Raw genomic sequence first — 15749 nt, 5'->3', positions numbered from 1 at the left:
AAATTTTTGGCTCGCGACCGGTGCATGCAATGCCGCTAGACGGGGCATTGCACCAACATCGGGCGAGGCGCGATGAGCGCTCGCGGCGCACGTTGCACCAGGCTAAACCACGCGGTCCAAGGCTCGCGCACCGTTTCGATGCTCATTGCGCCAACTTGGCCCGGAACTTGCAAAAAGAGCGCCTTTTCTGAACTCGACGGCTCGAAACATGCAGGCACTCCAATCCGGCACCGACACTCTCTTTCTGCTGCTTGGCGCCGCGATGGTGCTTGCGATGCACGCGGGTTTCGCGTTCCTCGAACTCGGCACGGTGCGGCGCGAGAATCAGGTGAACGCGCTCGTGAAGATCCTCGTGGACTTCGCAGTGTCGACGCTCGCGTACTTCTTCATCGGCTACAACATCGCGTATGGCGTGCAGTTCATGCACAGCGCCGATATCCTCGCCGAGCACAACGGCTATGCGCTCGTGCGCTTCTTCTTCCTGCTGACCTTCGCCGCCGCGATTCCGGCGATCGTGTCGGGCGGCATCGCCGAGCGCTCGAAGTTCAATCCGCAGCTCTTCGCGACCTGCGTGATCGTCGGCTTCATCTATCCGCTGCTCGAAGGCGTTGCGTGGAACGAGCGCTTCGGCATTCAGGCGTGGCTCGCGCAAGTCTTCGGCGCGCCGTTTCATGATTTCGCCGGCTCGGTCGTCGTGCATGCGTTCGGCGGATGGGTCGCGCTGCCGGCCGTGCTGCTGCTCGGGCCGCGTCATGGGCGCTATCACAAGGACGGGCGCATTGCCGCGCATCCGCCTTCGAGCATTCCGTTTCTCGCGCTCGGCGCATGGGTGCTCGCGGTCGGCTGGTTCGGCTTCAACGTGATGAGCGCGCAGACCGTCGACAAGATCAGCGGCCTCGTCGCGGTGAACTCGCTGATGGCGATGGTCGGCGGCACGCTCGCCGCGTGGTTCGCGGGCCGCAACGATCCGGGCTTCACGTATAACGGGCCGCTCGCGGGACTGGTCGCCGTGTGCGCCGGTTCGGATCTGATGCATCCGCTCGGCGCGCTGATCGTCGGCGCGGTCGCGGGCGTGCTTTTCGTGCAGATGTTCACGTGCGTGCAGAACCGCTGGCGCATCGACGACGTGCTCGGCGTGTGGCCGCTGCACGGCATGTGCGGCGCGTGGGGCGGCATCGCGGCGGGCATCTTCGGGCAGAAGGCGTTCGGCGGCATCGGCGGCGTGTCGATCTGGTCGCAGCTCATCGGCACGGCGGGCGCGGTGGTGCTCGCGCTCGCGGGCGGCGCGGCGGTGTACGGCGCGATCAAGGCGACCGTCGGCTTGCGGCTCGATCGCGAGGAGGAGTTCAACGGCGCCGATCTCGCGATCCATCGCATCTCGGCGACGCCCGATCGCGAAATGGCGGGTTGATGCCGCGCCGATAGCGGCGCCACGCGTGAGGAGGCGGCTCGGACTTTGCTGTAACGTAGCCAGGCCATGAGCCCCGCCATCAAGCCCAGCGAGCCCGCACAATGTCGAACGATCACGCCTCCCGCCAGCCCGGCATCATCGAAGAACTCAAGATTCCCGCCGTCTTCGATCTCGAAGCGGAACGCGAGCGCCGCATCGCGTTCCTCGCGGACTATCTCGAAGCGCAGAAGCTCAGGACCTACGTGCTCGGCATCAGCGGCGGCGTCGATTCGTCGACGGCGGGCCGTCTCGCGCAGCTCGCGGTCGAGCGCCTGCGCGCGCGTCACGTGGATGCGCGTTTCATCGCGATGCGTCTGCCCTACGGCGAGCAGCGCGACGAAGCCGATGCGCAGCGCGCGCTTGCGTTCATCCGGCCCGACGAGACGCTCACCGTCAACGTGAAGCCAGCCGCCGACGCGATGCGCGAATCGCTCGCGGCTGCCGGCCTGTCGTATCGCGATGCGAGTCACGAAGACTTCGTGCTCGGCAACATCAAGGCGCGTCAGCGGATGATCGCGCAATACGCGGTGGCCGCCGCGCACGCGGGCGTCGTGATCGGCACGGACCACGCGGCCGAATCGCTGATGGGCTTCTTCACCAAGTTCGGCGACGGCGGCGCGGACGTGCTGCCGCTCTACGGCCTGAACAAGCGCCGCGTGCGCGCGCTCGCGCAAGCGCTCGGCGCGAGCACCGAGGTCGCGAGAAAGGTGCCGACCGCCGACCTCGAAACGCTCACGCCGATGAAGCCCGACGAAGACAGCTACGGCATCGGCTACGAGGACATCGACGATTTCCTCGAAGGCAGGCGCGTCTCCGACGAGGTCTACACGACCGTCTACCGCTTCCACGATGCGACGCATCACAAGCGCGCGCTGCCGGTCACGCCCTACGACGACTGGCGCAGGCACGCACTTCGCTGAAGCGCCGTCAGCGCCGCGCCGGATTGACGCGCGCGCCGCGTCCCGTGAAAATGCCCGGCCCGGCGTAATCCTCGATCGTCATGCCGCTTTCGGGCGCGCCCGGTTACGATATACCGGTCGAATTCCTCGGAGGCGCAACGCTTGGACTCCACTGAGACCGCGACATTCGATCTGCCGCTGCCCGCGCGCAATTTCGCCTGGACGCGAAAGATGCTTCTGCTCGTGCTGGCCGCGTCGATCGTGATTCCGCTCGCATGCCTTTGCATCTATGGCTATTACGATCATCAGCGCCGCTTCGCGGACGCGCAGGAACTCACCGAGCGTCTGACGCGCGTGGCGAACGAGCACGCGCTGAAAGTGATCGACCTGAATCAGCAACTCGAGACGCGCATCGTCGATTTGCTCGGCGACAGCGACGACGCGAGCATCAGGCGCCGCGAAGAAGGGCTGCATCGCACGCTCGACGACATGAGCGGCACACTCGCGCAGATCGCCGCCATTTCCGTGTTCGGCCAGAAAGGCGGGCTGCTCGCCAATAGCCGCTGGTATCCGGCGCCCGCCGTGACGATCTCCGAGCGCGACGATTTCGAGGCCGCGCGCGCGATCGCGCCAGTCACCTACTTCTCGCTGCCATTGCGCGGCAAAGTGGCGCGCTCGGACGTGTTCACGACGACGATGGGCCGCATCGGCCACGACGGGCAGTTTCTCGGTGTCGTGTCGATCGCGATCAAGCGCGGCTATTTCACCGACTTCTATCGCGAGCTCGCGGCGGGCGATCACGCGGTGGTCATCGGGCTGTACCGGCGCGACGGCAACATCCTCGCGCGCTTTCCGGCGAGCGCGGACGGCACGCAGCCCGCAACGAACACGCCGTTCACCAACGCATTTCGCAACAACGAGCTGTACGGCACCATACGCATGAGTTCGAGTGTCGATCACGTCGAGCGGCTGCTCGCGTTCAGGCGCGTGGGCGACTATCCGCTCTATGTCGCGACAGGCTATGCGATATCGGCGGTGGAAGCGCGCTGGCGCGACAATCTCGTGCTCGTCGCGTCGATCGCGCTGTTGCCGTGCATCGGCGTATGGCTGCTGATCGCGTTTTCGATCCGCCGGCTCAACGCCGAGCAGGCCGCATGGGAGCGCTGGCAGGCCGAAGTCGCGACGCGCCTTTCCATCGAGGCATCGAGCCGGCAGTTGCGGCGCATGGGCGCGCTCGGCAATCTCGTCGCGAACGTCGCGCACGACTTCAACAATCTGCTGATGGTCGTCGGCTCGAACATGGAGCTCGCGCGGCGCAAGCACTTCAACGGCGTCGAGAGCGAAGTGCTCGCGGTGGAGCGCGCGACGGCCGGCGCGGAATCGCTTGCACGGCGGCTGATGAGCGTCGCGCGCAAGCAGCCGCTCAAGCAGGAGCTGATCGATCCCGCCGACTGGCTGAGAAGCGTGCTCGGTCTCGTGAAGAAATCGGCGCATCCGTCCGTCTCGGTGACGCTGGAGTTGTCGCCCGATCTGTGGAAGGTGATGGCCGATCCGGTCGAACTGGAACTCGCGCTCGTGAATATCGCGGTGAATGCGAGCGATGCGATGCCGCACGGCGGGCGCGTCGTGATCCGCTGCCAGAACGCGCGCGTGCGCAGCGCGGAAATCGATATCCCCGATGGCGAATACGTGCTGATCTCGATCACCGATAACGGCGAGGGCATGACCGAGCAGGTGCGGCGGCGCGCATTCGAGCCGCTCTTCACGACCAAGCAGCGCGGCGCGGGCACGGGTCTCGGTCTCGCGCAGGTGCTCGCCGCGTGCGAGCAGGCGGGCGGCACGGCGCGCATCACGAGCGTGCCGGGCGCGGGCACGACCGTGCGGCTTTATCTGGCGCGGCATCACGGTCCCATGCCGGCGACGCCGGACCTTCACATGCCGGCCGCCGAGGCGCACGCGCCGCCCCATAACGCGCCGCCGCCGCTCGTGCCCGCGCGCGGCGACCCGGAAGAGCCGCTGCGCGGCACGTCGGTTCTGCTCGTGGAAGACAACGCGGACGTCGCGGCGGGCGTGACGGCGGTGCTCGAAGTGTTCGGCTGCACGGTGCATCACGAAGCGAGCGCCGATGCCGCGTTCGCGCTAATGGGCGAGGGCTACGCCTTCGATCTCGTGCTCTCCGACGTGCAGATGCCCGGCCGCATGAACGGCATCGATCTGGCCGAGCAGATCACGAAGCGCCTGCCATCGCAGAAGCTCGTGCTGATGACGGGTTACGCGGACGAGCTGGAACGCGCGAAGCATCTCGGCGTGCCGATTCTGGCGAAGCCCTTCGACATGGATGATCTGCTCGATCTGATCGCGCCGGGCGTGCCGCATTGATCGCGCTCAGCGCTTGTTGCCTTGCACGGATCGCGCGCCAACGAGCGGATTGAAGGCCGCGCGCTTCGGCTCCGCCGCGGCTTGCGCGTTCTTCTTCGCAGCCGGACGCTTCGACCGCGATGATGCATTGCCGCCCAGTTGAGTCAGCAGGTCTTCGTCGTCTTCCGCTGGTTCTTCGCCGGCCTGCGGTGCGCTGCCCGCGAGATGCTCGACGACCGACATGAAATCTTTCTGCGCGTTCCTCAGCGCGCGCCCCGGCATCATGACGAGCACGACGGCTTCCCGCACCGTATGGCCATCGACGGTTTGCAGCGTGCCTTCCTCGTTCCAGTCGATGCCGCTATCCGCAAACGCCGCGACCACGTGATGCAGCACCGCGGGCGACATCACGCCCGCATCGTAAAGCCCGACGATCTGCCGCTCCGCGAGCGCGAACAGAGTCGGCGGGCTGTGCGTGCCGCGCTTCGGGTTCCTGGCAGCCATTCACTTCGCGGCGGGCGCGACCCGCCACACCGTATTGCCGACGTCATCGGCGACGAGCAGTGCGCCTTTGCCATCGAGCGCGACGCCCACGGGCCGTCCGAGCGCATGGCCATCCGAGGACAGGAAGCCCGTCAGGATATCTTCGGGCGGACCCGAGGGCTTGCCGTTTTCGAAGGGCACGAAGATGACTTTGTAGCCGCTTCTCGGCTTGCGATTCCACGAGCCATGCTGACCGATGAACGCGCCGTTGCGATAGCGCTCCGGGAACGCCTTGCCGTCGTAGAACGTGAGGCCGAGCGATGCCGTGTGCGCGCCGAGCGCATAGTCCGGCACGATGGCCGATTGCACGAGTTCCGCGCGTTGCGGCTTCACGCGCTCATCGACGTGCTGGCCGTAATAGCTATACGGCCAGCCATAGAACGCGCCGTCTTTAACGGACGTCAGATAGTCCGGCACGAGCTCGTTGCCGAGTTCGTCGCGTTCGTTCACGACGGTCCACAGCGCGCCGCTTTGCGGCTGCCACGACATGCCGTTCGGATTGCGCAGGCCCGTTGCGAAGAGGCGCGCCTGCTTCGATTCGATATCCACCTCCATGATCGCCGCGCGCCCGTTCTCCGCGTCGATGCCGTTCTCCGCCGCGTTGCTGTTCGAGCCGACCGTCACATAAAGCTTCTTGCCGTCCTGGCTTGCGATGATGTTCTTGGTCCAGTGATGATTGATGTCGCCGGCGGGCAAGTCCATGAATTTCTCGCCGGGCGTGGAGATTTGCGTCGCGCCGTTCTCGTACTTGAAGCGCATGATCGCGTCGGTATCGGCGACATAGAGATCATCGCCGACGAGCGCCATGCCGAACGGCGAATGCAGCTTGTCGATGAACACGGTGCGCGTGTCCGCCACGCCGTCGCCATCCGCATCGCGCAGCAGCATGATGCGGTCCGGGCTCGGCACGGCGGCGCCCGCGCGCTTCTGCACCTTCTTCATCACGAAGCCCTTGATGCCGGCGTTTTCATCGTGCTGTGCGGGCGCGTTGCTTTCGGCGACGAGCACATCGCCATTGGGCAGCGTCGCGAGCCAGCGCGGATGATTCAGCTGGGCGCCGAACGCTGTCACCTCGAAGCCCGCGGGCGCCGTGGGCTTTTGTCCCTGCGGCCAGGGTTTCGCCGGCGCGATGTTGACCGTCGGCATCAGCGATTTATGCGGCGCGGGCAGCGTGGGATTCGGGCCGAAGCCTTGCGCGTAGTCCTCGCCGATCGCGACGCCGCTTGCGAGCATCAGCGCGAGCGCGGTAGCAAGTTGCTTCTTCGTTCGTAGTTTCAAGCCTTGGCTCCCGTGACGAGTCGGACGTCGAAGATGCGGCTCAGCCGCCGCCGATGCCTTGCGTCACCTTGCCGGTGCCGCCGCAGGTCTCGCAGTCGGCGCCATTGCGTTTGCCGGTGCCGTTGCAGTCCGGACAGAGATCTTCGCCGGTGCCGGGCACGCCGGGCTCGGCTTCATCGCCGGGATTGAGTGGAGGTTGTTGCGCCATCGCTGTCTCCAGATTTCGAGCGGGTTTGCGTCGAATGGGTTTGCGTCGAATGCGGAGCAAGCGGCGTTCCTTGGCTGCATTGCAAGGCTTGCCACCGTCTGGCAGTTTTTGCACGCGCGCGCGCCTTGAGATACGCGGAGAGCGGCGCGCCGCGCTGGTACGCGTGATGCTTGAGTGTTCATGCGGCGAGAGCCGCGGCTTTTACCACTGCAACGTCGTCACGCGGTGTACGAAGCGCGGCGACATGGCCAGGAGGGATTGTATGAGCGGAAACCAGAAGCAAACGGGCAATAAGCCGTCCATGCCGAATGAATCGAATCAACCTCACCGGCAGCACGGCCAACAAGAAAAGTCACCGGGGCAACCGCAACAAGGTCATCAGACGGGCCAGCGGCAGCAGAACCAGCCGCAGCCTCAGCATCAGGGCGGCCAGCGTCAACCTTGATCGTCTTGGAGAAGTGGCATGAAGCACGCGCGCGGTCCCGTTCAATCGAGGCCGCGCGCGATCGTTTCAGGACTTGCGTCCGAAGGCTTCGCGCAGGCGCTTCTTCGCGCGTTCCAGCGTGCTCTTGCGCGACTTCGGCAGATTCCGTCCCGCGCGATTGATATAGAAGTTCAACATCGACATCGCCGATTGAAAAGGCGAGCCTTTGCGGCGCTTGCTGCGCGTCGACGAACGCTTGAGCGAATCGGCGATTTCCTGAGCATTGCCGGTCTTGAAGATATCGCGCTGGATATCCATCGCGTCGCTCGTTTCCATCACGTGATGCGACCAGCGGTGCGCGGATCGCGTCGGCTTCTTGCGGGGGCTCGCGAGCGCATGTCTCTGCCGCGTGCTGGGACGCTTGCCGCTGCCGGTTTTCTTCGACGATGTTCTCGTGCTCGTTGCCATGGCTTTCCTCAACGCTCTTTCCGATGATGCGCGACGAGCCGCTGCGCTTCCCGCAACGCATCGACGATCGCCTTGTAGGCCCGCTCGCGCGTCTCGGGATCGGGCGCGCGCAACGCGAACGAGGGGTGATACGTCGCGACGATCGCATGGCCTTCGTGCTCGATCGCGTGTCCCATCGACGCCTGCAATGTGGCCTTCGAATCGCGCAGCACGGACTTGAGCGCGGTCGAACCGAGCGCGACGATCACCTTCGGCGCGACATCGCCCGTTTCGCGCTCGAGCCAGTAGTGGCACGCATCGATCTCACGCTGCGCGGGCGTCTTGTGCATGCGCCGCTTGCCGCGCGGTTCCCACTTGAAGTGCTTCACGGCATTGGTGACATACACCTCCTTGCGCGCGACGCCGGCCTCTTCGAGCGCGCGATCGAGCATCGCGCCGGCGGGCCCGACGAAGGGCTTGCCCTGCAAGTCCTCCTGGTCGCCCGGCTGCTCGCCGACGATCATCATCGGCGCGTGACGCGGACCCTTGCCGGGCACGGCTTGCGTCGCATGTTCCCAGAGCGCGCAGCGGCGGCATTCGTTGAGCGATTCGGGTGTCTGCTGCGGCTCGACGCCGGGTTGCTTCGTCGTCATCGCGCTTCGCTCATGCACTTGCGGTGCGGCGGGCGTCGTCGAGCGTGAGCGGCTCGCGCATAGCTTCGGCGAGACGGCACACGGCCGCGTCGTGCTCGCACGCGACGACCGCGCCCACGTGCCCATCCTTCAGGAGATAGGCAATGAAATGCTGCGCATCGAGATCGCCATCTATCTCGATGCTGTCTGGCTCCTTCACATGCCCGAGATAGTCGAAGGTCTTTTCGTAGTGATAGGTCCAGAAGTAGGGCACGCCGACATACTCGCGCGTCTTGCCCGCCATGTTGTAAGCGGCGACGCGCGCATGCTGCTGGGCGACGCGCCAGTGCTCGATGCGTACGCTCTGATCCGAGCGCGGCAAGGGAAAGCGCGCGATATCGCCGGCTGCATGGAGCGCGGGCGCGGCGAGCATGGCAGAGTCGACATTGACGCCGCCGTCATCCGCGAGCGTGACGCCCGACAGAAACGACGTCGCGGGCTCGACGCCCGTGCCGGCGATCACGAGATCCGCCGCGAGCTTCTCGCCGGAATCGAGGATCACTTCGCTGACTGCGTCCGCATCGCTGCCCTTGAACGCGCTGACACGCGCATTCATATGAAACGTCACGCCGTTCTTTTCGTGCAGCTTCCTGAACATCTCGCCGATGCGCTCGCCGAACTGCTTCGCGAACGGCACCTTGCCCGGTGCGACGACGGCCACGTCGATTTGCCGCTTCCTCAGACACGAAGCCACTTCGAGCCCGATGAAACTCGCCCCGACGATCACCGCGCGCTTGCGTCCTTCGAGCGACTGCAGAATCGCGCGCGCATCTTCGCGCGTGCGCAGCAAATGAACGTGCTTCAGTTTCGCGCCGGGAATATCGAGCGGCTTCGGAATGCCGCCGGTGCAGACGAGCGCGGCGTCATAATCGATCTTCTGGCCATTCGCGAGTTCGGCGCGCTTCTCGTTCGCATCGAGCTTCACGGCCTGCGATTCGATACGCTCGATGCCGTGTTTCTCGAAGAAATCGCTGTCGAGCAGGGGCGGGACGTCATCGGGCGGCATGTCGCCGGCGAGCGTGAACTTGCTGAGCGAGGTGCGATCGTAGGGCTCGCGCGCATCGTTGCCCGCGAGCACGATGCGGCCACCGAAGCCCGCTTCGCGTAGAGCCGAGCACGCAGCCGCGCCCGCCGCTCCCGCGCCCACGATCAACATGGTGCGGCTCGCATTGGTTTGCTTCTTAGGCACGTCGCCGCTTTCGACGGGCTCCGGCGATACATACACGTCGCCGTCCCTGATCGTCGCTTCATAGCGCGTCAGCGGCTTCAGCGGCGGCGGCTCGACGATACTGCCGTCGCGCACGTCGAACGTGCCCTTGTGCCACGGACACACGATGCGCCCGTTGCAGATCGCGCCTTCATCGAGCGGGCCGCCCGCATGCGGACATTCGGCGCTGTAGGCGCGCACGGCGTCGCCGTCGCGCACGAGCAGGATGGGCGTTTCCTTCGCGTCCTTGTCGCCGCTTTTGACGCACACGCGCGTGCCGCGCCCGGCGGGCAGATCCGCGAAGCGCGCGACTTTATGCTGGGTCGGGGACATCGCACTCTCCGTTGGCTTACGCACTGAGCCATACGGAGAGCGCGTAGCAATTATCGGACCGCGACGGTACGCGTCATCAAAGCGCTTCGGTGACCGCCCGCAGGAACTGCCGCGTGCGCTCATGCTGCGGCGCGGTGAAGAACTGCTGCGGCGGCGCCTGCTCGATGATCTTGCCTTGCGAGAAGAAGCACACGCGATCGGCGAATTCCTTCGCGAAACCCATCTGGTGCGTGACCATCAGCATCGTCAGGTTGTGCTCCTCGCCGAGGCGGCGGATCACGGTGAGCACTTCGCCGCACAGTTCGGGATCGAGCGCCGAGGTAACTTCGTCGAAGAGCATGATCTTCGGACGCATTGCGAGCGCGCGCGCAATCGCGACGCGCTGCTGCTGCCCGCCCGACAACTGCGACGGATAGTGATTGCACTTCTCGGACAGGCCGACCATCGAGAGCAGTTCGCGCGCGCGCTCGGTGGCTTCCTTCTTCGAGAGCCCGAGCACGCTCATCGGCGCTTCGATGGTGTTCGCGAGCGCGGTCATGTGCGGAAACAGATTGAAGCTCTGAAACACCATGCCGATCTTGCTGCGCACCTGCCGCACATGCCGCGGCGACGCGGGGACGAGCTTGCCGCCGCGCATCTCGTGCGTGAGCGGCTCGCCATCCACTTCGATGACGCCGTCGGTCAGCGGATCGAGCGTCATCAGCACGCGCAGAAGCGTGGACTTGCCCGAGCCGCTCGGCCCGATGATCGCCACTTTCTCGTTCGGCGCGACATCGAGATCGAGGCCGTCGAGCACGGTGAGCGCGCCGTAGCGCTTGGTGACGTTGCGAAAGCGCACGATCGGCGCGTTCGCGTTCTTCTCTGCCGCCGCGCCGAGCGCCGGATCGAGATCTCGTTTCATCTGCTGCTCCTGGAGTTGCATTAGCGTGCGCCGTCCAGCGGGGTCTGAGTGGTCGATACGCGAGCCTGAGCCATCATGGCAGCCTCACGCGCCGTTCGAGATGACGCACGCCCGAGGCGAACGTCACGCTGATGATGAGAAAGAAGATCCCGGTCATCGTGATCGGCTCGAGATAGCGGAAGGTCTCGGAGCCGATGTTCTTCGCCTGCTGCATCAGTTCGACGACGGTGATCGCGGAGAGCACCGGCGTGTCCTTGAACATCGCGACGAGATAGTTGCCGAGCGCGGGAATCACCGGGCGAATCGCCTGCGGCAGAACCACGCCGGTATAGGTGCGCCACGGCGAGAGCGACAGCGCGCACGACGCTTCCCATTGCCCGCGTGCGACGCCGTTGAGCCCCGCGCGATACACCTCTGAGACATAGCACGCATAGTGCACCGCGATGCCGAGCGTGCCCGCCGTCAGCGCGGACATCGTGAAGCCGTAGAGCGGCGCGACATAGAAGAGCACATACACCTGAATCAGGAGCGGCGTGCTGCGAATGAACTCGATGAAGAACGCGGTGGTCTTCGCGAGCGGCGCGAAATCGCTGCGCCGCATGATCGCGAGCACGAGGCCGAGCACGAGCGCGATAGCAAAGCCGACGAGCGTGATGCCGATCGTGTAGGTCGCCGCGCGCGCCAGCTCGGGCAGGATATGCAGCGCGTATTTCACATCGAAGAGTTGACCCAGCGTCGTCATGATGCGGCCCTCGGAACAGTGCTGCGGATGGCGACATGACTGCTCACGCGCCGCTCGAACACGCGCATCACGGCGACGATCACCTGCGCGAGCACGAAGTAGATGAGGAGCGTGAGCCCGAAGACTTCAGCCGTCTTGAACGTCGCTTCATCGAGCTGGCGCGCGCGGAACGTGAGGTCCGAGAGCGTGATCAGCGAGACGAGCGACGTGCCTTTCAGCAGTTCGATCATCAGGTTGGTCGCGGGCGGCAGCGCGTTGATCATCGCCTGCGGCAGCACCACGCGGCGCAGCCGCACCGCGGCCGGCATGTTCAGCGCGAGCGCCGCTTCGTATTGCCCGCCCGGCACCGAGCGCAGCGCGCCGCGCAGGATCTCCGAGCCATACGCGCCATAGTGCAGCCCCAGCCCGACGATGGCGACCGTGAAGGGCGTCAGCTGCAGATTGAAGGGCGGCAGCGGCAACACGAAGAAGAGCCAGAACAACTGCACGAGCAGCGACGTGCCGCGAAACACCTCGACATACACGTTGCCCGCCCAACGCACGGCGCGGTATGGCGCGGCGCGCAACGCCGTCGCGACACCCGCCATGATGATCGCGAGCACGATGCTGATGACGGCGATCTGGATCGTGACGAGCGTGCCCTTCATCATCAAGGGCAGAAGCTCATTGAGGTCACTCATGACGGTTCCTCGCTAATGGATGAACGCTGCGCGCAGCGATGGAAGGGTGCTCAGCCGGCGCAGAGCTCGGGCGCTTTCTTTGTCGTCACGTTCGACTTGTCGAAGCCGAAGGGCGCGACCGTCTTCAGATGGTCCTCGGTGCCGAGCCACTGATGCAGTTCCTTGTTCACTGCATCGCGCAGATCGGTGTCCTCCGGACGGAACGCGAGCGCGCCATAACCGGTGTGCTTCGGATCGTCGTTGAACTGGCTGATCGCCTCGACCTGCGGGCCGCCCTTCGTCGCGAGTCCCTTCATCGTCAATGCGGTGCCGACGGCCGCGTCGGCGCGGCGCGCGCGCACGGCCTGCAATTGCGCGGTGGTGTCCGGAACCTGCAGGATCTGGTCATCCTTGATGCCAGCCTGACGCGCATAACCGAGCTCGGCCGTCCCTGCCATCACAGCAAGTTTCGTGTCCGGTTGCTTCGCGACATCGGCATAGCTGTGAAGGTTCTTCGGGTTGCCCTTCATGGTCAGCAGCGTGTCGGGGATCTGGTATTGCGGGTCGGCGAATGCCACTTGTTTGCAACGCTCTGGCGTGATGTACATGCCCGCCGCGATCACGTCGAAGCGGCCGGCCTTCAGGCCCGGGATCAGCGCGCCCCATTCGGTCAGCACCGCATCGACCTTCTTCACGCCGAGCTTCGCGAACACCTTCTTCGCGATCTCGGGGGATTCGCCGGTCACGGTGCCGTCGGGCGTCGTGTAGGCGAAGGGCGTTTCGTTCGCATAGCCGATGCGCACCTCGCCGGTGCGCTGGATGCGCTGCAACGTGGTTTCCGCGCTCGCGCTCGTGGCATAGGCGGCAAGGCTCGCTGCCGCGACGCACGCCGCTGCCAGCATTCCAGACAGTCGCTTCGTGTTCATATCGTTCCCGTGGTAATGGTTCTTCAAGCGTGGTCGAGTGAGGGCAATCCAGTGGCGGCATCGAGCGCGAGAGACCGAGAAAACCCTTACTCCACACGCCTTTGAGGCGCCTCGCAGCACAGCCACCGACGCAGAATACAAAGCCATATATTTGTTCGAATTGCTCTAGGACAATTATTTTTGCGCGCGCTTTTGCGCCACTATTGCGCATGAAACCCGGTATGTGAGGAGCAGGAAGTGAATGAAAGATGGCGCGACGCCGTGCGCACGGTGCAGGGCGTGCAGTCCAAGTACAAGCGGCTCGTCAAGGCGATGGCCGCCGACATAGAAAGCGGCGCGCTCGCGTCGGGCGAACGCCTGCCGCCGCAGCGCGAGGTCGCGGCGGATCTTGCGATCAGCGTGCAGACCGTGACCAACGCGTACAAGGAACTCGAAAGGCAAGGGCTGATCCGCTGCGAAGTGGGGCGCGGCAGCTTCGTTTCGGCGCGCGTGACCGAGGCGATGTCCAACTACATGCTCGATACGGCCGAGCGCTCGGTGGTCGACTTCTCGATCGCGCGCATCGTGCATACGCCCGAGCACGACGCGATGTGGCGCAAGGTCTGCGCGACGCTATCGACCATCGAGGATCAGCCGTGGATACGCGCGTTCCGGCCGATCGCGGGCTTCGAGCATCACCGGCAGGCGGGTGTCGCGTGGCTCGCGGCCCTCAACATGCCGGCGAGCGCGGACACCGTGCTCGTCACGAACGGCGCGGCGCACGGCATCTTTCTCGCGCTCGCGTCGATCGTAGGTCCCGGCGATACGGTCTTGTGCGAGAGCCTGACGGACCATGGTGTGATCGGTTCGGCGAACGTACTGGGGTTTACGCTCAAAGGTCTGGAGATCGACGAGCACGGCATTCGCCCCGAGCACTTCGAGGAAGTCTGCGACAGCGAGCGCGTGAGCGCGCTCGTCTGCACGCCGACGCTGAACAATCCCACGGTCGCGATGATGCCCGATTCACGCCGCCGTGCGATTGCGCGCATCGCGGAGCGCTATGGCGTCTATGTGATCGAAGACGATGTCTATGGCGCGCTGCCCGCGAAGACGCAAACGCCCATCGCGAGCCTGATTCCCGAACTCGCGTTTTACTGCACGAGCATGACGAAATCGGTGCTGAGCGGTTTGCGCACCGGCTTCATGACGGTGCCGCGCCGGCTCGCGCTGCGCGCGGAAAGCGTCCTGCGCGTGAGCAGCTGGATGGCGACTTCGCCGATAGCCGAAGTCACGGCGCGCTGGATCATGGACGGCACGGCGCAACGGCTCGTGCAGGTTCAACGCGAGCGGCTGGCGGCCCGCCAGAGCGTGGTGCGCGAAGTGCTCGGCGAGTATGTGCTGGGCAGTCATCCGAATGCGCTCTCGGCATGGCTGCGCGTGCCCGACGAATGGGAGGCGGAGCGCATGACGCGTGAATTGCGCAATCGCAATATCGCGGTGACATCGCCCGATCCGTTTCTCGTGCGCGGTGCGGAACGGCCCAACGCGGTGCGGCTGTGCGTGGGCGCGGAAGTCGGCGAAGGCGCGTTTCGCACGGCGATCGAAACGATTCGCGAAGTGTTCGGGCAATACCCGCATGTGCACGACTTCAACTAAATGAACTAGGACAATCGAAAACGATTTTTTAGGACATTAGACTGAGTTGCATCGTTACCCGAACACGCAACTCAGCCCGATATGTCCGCACTCACGCTCGCCGATGTCTACCGCGCCCGCCAGCGCATCGAAGGACGCGCGCTCGTCACGCCGCTCGTTCAATCGGCTGCGCTCTCGCGTATCGCGGGCGTGCCGGTTCATCTGAAGCTCGAAACGCTGCAACCCACGGGAAGCTTCAAATTGCGCGGCGCGACCAATGCGCTCGCGCAGATCGCCGAGGAAGGCTGCAAGCGCGTCGTCACCGCATCGACGGGCAATCATGGCCGCGCAGTCGCACATGCGGCGCGCGCGCTCGGCATCGAGGCGGCCGTGTGCATGTCCTCGCTCGTGCCGAAGAACAAGGTCGATGCTGTTGCCGCGCTCGGCGCGCGTGTCGTCATTACGGGCAAGAGCCAGGACGATGCGCAGGTCGAAGCGCAACGGCTCGTGCGCGAGGAAGGCTATGCGTTCGTGCCGCCTTTCGACGATCAGCGCGTGATCGCGGGACAGGCCACGATGGGCCTGGAAATTCTCGAAGCGCTGCCCGATGCGGCGAGCATCGTCGTGCCCTTGTCGGGCGGCGGATTGTTCAGCGGCGTCGCGTTCGCGGCGAAGAGCATTCGTCCCCAGGTGAAGATGATCGGCGTGTCGATGGAACGCGGCGCCGCGATGCACGCGAGTCTCGCGGCCGGCAAGCCCGTGTTCGTCGACGAACTCGAAACGCTCGCCGATTCGCTCGGCGGCGGCATCGGCCTGGATAACCAGCATACGTTCGCCATGACGCGCGATCTCATCGACGAGGTCGTGCTGCTCGATGAAGTGTCGATCGCGCGCGGCATCGTGCATGCCTATCGCGAGGAGCGGCTCGTCATCGAAGGCGCGGCCGCGGTCGGCATGGCGGCGCTGCTCGATGGCGCGGTCAAGGCGCAAGGCGGGCCGATCGTCATCGTGGTGAGCGGCAGCAACATCGATATCGAAACGCATCGTCGCCTGATTGGAGCGGCCTGA

At 65.1% G+C, this 15749-nt stretch carries 16 protein-coding genes; 6 read left to right on the top strand and 10 right to left on the bottom strand.

Annotated features, from left to right (window positions below):
- The first annotated feature begins 208 nt into the window (after positions 1–208).
- The 3 genes from AC1Z32_RS31340 to AC1Z32_RS31330 all read left to right on the top strand — a co-directional run bounded on the left by AC1Z32_RS31340 (position 209) and on the right by AC1Z32_RS31330 (position 4728).
- A complete protein-coding gene (locus AC1Z32_RS31340; RefSeq protein WP_483482714.1) occupies positions 209–1411 on the top strand; it encodes an ammonium transporter in 1203 nt (400 codons plus the stop codon).
- Between the two features lie 101 nt (positions 1412–1512).
- A complete protein-coding gene (nadE, locus tag AC1Z32_RS31335) occupies positions 1513–2370 on the top strand; it encodes an ammonia-dependent NAD(+) synthetase (protein ID WP_483482713.1) in 858 nt (285 codons plus the stop codon).
- Between the two features lie 141 nt (positions 2371–2511).
- The gene (locus tag AC1Z32_RS31330) at positions 2512–4728 is read left to right on the top strand and encodes a hybrid sensor histidine kinase/response regulator (protein ID WP_483482712.1); all 2217 of its coding nucleotides are present in this window, start codon (positions 2512–2514) and stop codon (positions 4726–4728) included.
- A gap of 6 nt (positions 4729–4734) precedes the next feature.
- On the opposite strand, the gene AC1Z32_RS31325 is transcribed toward AC1Z32_RS31330, so the two are convergent.
- From AC1Z32_RS31325 to AC1Z32_RS31315, 3 genes are all read right to left on the bottom strand, one after another.
- On the bottom strand, positions 4735–5211 hold the full coding sequence (locus tag AC1Z32_RS31325) for a hypothetical protein (RefSeq protein WP_483482711.1): 477 nt from the start codon (positions 5209–5211) through the stop codon (positions 4735–4737).
- Positions 5212–6483, bottom strand: coding sequence for a PQQ-dependent sugar dehydrogenase (locus AC1Z32_RS31320; RefSeq protein WP_483483354.1), 1272 nt, complete (start codon positions 6481–6483; stop codon positions 5212–5214). It abuts the gene before it with no gap.
- Between the two features lie 85 nt (positions 6484–6568).
- The gene (locus AC1Z32_RS31315) at positions 6569–6736 is read right to left on the bottom strand and encodes a hypothetical protein (RefSeq protein WP_483482710.1); all 168 of its coding nucleotides are present in this window, start codon (positions 6734–6736) and stop codon (positions 6569–6571) included.
- A gap of 308 nt (positions 6737–7044) precedes the next feature.
- On the opposite strand from AC1Z32_RS31315, the gene AC1Z32_RS31310 reads away from it, so the two are divergent.
- A complete protein-coding gene (locus AC1Z32_RS31310; RefSeq protein WP_483482709.1) occupies positions 7045–7203 on the top strand; it encodes a hypothetical protein in 159 nt (52 codons plus the stop codon).
- Positions 7204–7247: 44 nt separating this feature from the next.
- Here the strand turns inward: AC1Z32_RS31310 and AC1Z32_RS31305 are convergent, their stop codons facing one another.
- From AC1Z32_RS31305 to ehuB, 7 genes are all read right to left on the bottom strand, one after another.
- Complete coding sequence (locus AC1Z32_RS31305; protein ID WP_483482708.1) at positions 7248–7628, bottom strand: DUF3175 domain-containing protein; 381 nt, start codon at positions 7626–7628, stop codon at positions 7248–7250.
- Positions 7629–7636: 8 nt separating this feature from the next.
- A complete protein-coding gene (locus AC1Z32_RS31300; protein WP_483482707.1) occupies positions 7637–8260 on the bottom strand; it encodes a UdgX family uracil-DNA binding protein in 624 nt (207 codons plus the stop codon).
- Between the two features lie 10 nt (positions 8261–8270).
- A complete protein-coding gene (locus AC1Z32_RS31295) occupies positions 8271–9839 on the bottom strand; it encodes an FAD-dependent oxidoreductase (RefSeq protein WP_483482706.1) in 1569 nt (522 codons plus the stop codon).
- A gap of 76 nt (positions 9840–9915) precedes the next feature.
- A complete protein-coding gene (gene ehuA / locus AC1Z32_RS31290; protein ID WP_483482705.1) occupies positions 9916–10740 on the bottom strand; it encodes an ectoine/hydroxyectoine ABC transporter ATP-binding protein EhuA in 825 nt (274 codons plus the stop codon).
- 73 nt (positions 10741–10813) lie between these two features.
- On the bottom strand, positions 10814–11482 hold the full coding sequence (gene ehuD, locus AC1Z32_RS31285) for an ectoine/hydroxyectoine ABC transporter permease subunit EhuD (RefSeq protein WP_483482704.1): 669 nt from the start codon (positions 11480–11482) through the stop codon (positions 10814–10816).
- Positions 11479–12162 (bottom strand): ectoine/hydroxyectoine ABC transporter permease subunit EhuC, encoded by a 684-nt coding sequence (gene ehuC / locus AC1Z32_RS31280; RefSeq protein ID WP_483482703.1) that lies wholly within the window; start codon positions 12160–12162, stop codon positions 11479–11481. The genes ehuD and ehuC overlap by 4 nt, the downstream gene beginning before the upstream one ends.
- Positions 12163–12212: 50 nt before the next feature.
- Positions 12213–13067 carry an ectoine/hydroxyectoine ABC transporter substrate-binding protein EhuB gene (gene ehuB / locus AC1Z32_RS31275; protein WP_483482702.1) on the bottom strand — a complete coding sequence of 285 codons (855 nt, stop codon included), beginning with the start codon at positions 13065–13067 and terminating at the stop codon, positions 12213–12215.
- A 237-nt stretch (positions 13068–13304) separates the two neighbouring features.
- On the opposite strand from ehuB, the gene ehuR reads away from it, so the two are divergent.
- Together ehuR and eutB are read left to right on the top strand one after the other, a co-directional pair.
- Positions 13305–14702: a MocR-like ectoine utilization transcription factor EhuR gene (ehuR, locus tag AC1Z32_RS31270; RefSeq protein WP_483482701.1), complete on the top strand. Its 1398-nt coding sequence runs from the start codon at positions 13305–13307 to the stop codon at positions 14700–14702.
- 81 nt (positions 14703–14783) lie between these two features.
- The gene (gene eutB / locus AC1Z32_RS31265; RefSeq protein ID WP_483482700.1) at positions 14784–15749 is read left to right on the top strand and encodes a hydroxyectoine utilization dehydratase EutB; all 966 of its coding nucleotides are present in this window, start codon (positions 14784–14786) and stop codon (positions 15747–15749) included.

This window comes from Caballeronia sp. 11_S32 (assembly GCF_056930355.1).
Note: the sequence above shows the minus strand (reverse complement) of the source record. Positions and strands in the feature narration are given on the sequence as shown.

What these genes read in the sequence shown, in the direction of transcription:
- AC1Z32_RS31340 (WP_483482714.1), top strand. Translation starts at nt 209, where the DNA reads ATGCAGGCACTCCAATCCGGCACCGACACTCTCTTTCTGCTGCTTGGC.
- nadE (WP_483482713.1), top strand. Translation starts at nt 1,513, where the DNA reads ATGTCGAACGATCACGCCTCCCGCCAGCCCGGCATCATCGAAGAACTC.
- AC1Z32_RS31325 (WP_483482711.1), bottom strand. Translation starts at nt 5,211, where the DNA reads ATGGCTGCCAGGAACCCGAAGCGCGGCACGCACAGCCCGCCGACTCTG.
- AC1Z32_RS31320 (WP_483483354.1), bottom strand. Translation starts at nt 6,483, where the DNA reads ATGCTCGCAAGCGGCGTCGCGATCGGCGAGGACTACGCGCAAGGCTTC.
- AC1Z32_RS31315 (WP_483482710.1), bottom strand. Translation starts at nt 6,736, where the DNA reads ATGGCGCAACAACCTCCACTCAATCCCGGCGATGAAGCCGAGCCCGGC.
- AC1Z32_RS31310 (WP_483482709.1), top strand. Translation starts at nt 7,045, where the DNA reads ATGAATCGAATCAACCTCACCGGCAGCACGGCCAACAAGAAAAGTCAC.
- AC1Z32_RS31305 (WP_483482708.1), bottom strand. Translation starts at nt 7,628, where the DNA reads ATGGCAACGAGCACGAGAACATCGTCGAAGAAAACCGGCAGCGGCAAG.
- AC1Z32_RS31300 (WP_483482707.1), bottom strand. Translation starts at nt 8,260, where the DNA reads ATGACGACGAAGCAACCCGGCGTCGAGCCGCAGCAGACACCCGAATCG.
- AC1Z32_RS31295 (WP_483482706.1), bottom strand. Translation starts at nt 9,839, where the DNA reads ATGTCCCCGACCCAGCATAAAGTCGCGCGCTTCGCGGATCTGCCCGCC.
- ehuA (WP_483482705.1), bottom strand. Translation starts at nt 10,740, where the DNA reads ATGAAACGAGATCTCGATCCGGCGCTCGGCGCGGCGGCAGAGAAGAAC.
- ehuD (WP_483482704.1), bottom strand. Translation starts at nt 11,482, where the DNA reads ATGACGACGCTGGGTCAACTCTTCGATGTGAAATACGCGCTGCATATC.
- ehuC (WP_483482703.1), bottom strand. Translation starts at nt 12,162, where the DNA reads ATGAGTGACCTCAATGAGCTTCTGCCCTTGATGATGAAGGGCACGCTC.
- ehuB (WP_483482702.1), bottom strand. Translation starts at nt 13,067, where the DNA reads ATGAACACGAAGCGACTGTCTGGAATGCTGGCAGCGGCGTGCGTCGCG.
- eutB (WP_483482700.1), top strand. Translation starts at nt 14,784, where the DNA reads ATGTCCGCACTCACGCTCGCCGATGTCTACCGCGCCCGCCAGCGCATC.